The sequence below is a fragment of the Bradyrhizobium sp. 14AA genome (assembly GCF_054185205.1).
Genome location: NZ_JAVAYM010000176.1, coordinates 1 through 445, shown reverse-complemented (window position 1 = coordinate 445; position 445 = coordinate 1). Strand labels below are relative to the sequence as shown.

Here is a 445-nt window from a genome sequence, read left to right as displayed (position 1 = left end):
TGGCGCCGCTCGCCAGATCGAGCCCGTCGCCATTGGCGCGGCCGGGCAGGAAATTCATGACGCCGATGAAATCCGCGACGAACCGGTCGGCCGGCCGCTCGTAAATGGCGTGCGGCGTGTCGCATTGCAGCAGCCGGCCGTTGCGCAGCACCGCCACGCGGTCGGCCATCACCAGCGCTTCTTCCTGGTCGTGAGTGACGACCACGAAGGTGATGCCAACCTCATGCTGCAGGCGCTTCAGTTCCAGCTGCATGGCGCCGCGCAGCTTCTTGTCCAGCGCGCCGAGCGGCTCGTCGAGCAGGAGCAGGCGCGGCCGCTTCACCAGCGCGCGCGCTAGCGCCACACGCTGCTTCTGGCCGCCCGACAATTGGTCCGGCTTGCGGTCGGCTAGCCCTGCGAGCTGCGTCGTCTCCAGCATCGCGTCGACCCGCGAGCGGATTTCGGC

Annotated in this window: 1 protein-coding gene; it reads right to left on the bottom strand. The window is 68.8% G+C overall.

The annotated features are described in order from the left end of the window. Positions 1-445: ABC transporter ATP-binding protein (locus RAD15_RS43885; protein WP_458184874.1), on the bottom strand; the 445-nt coding region annotated here is incomplete at both ends.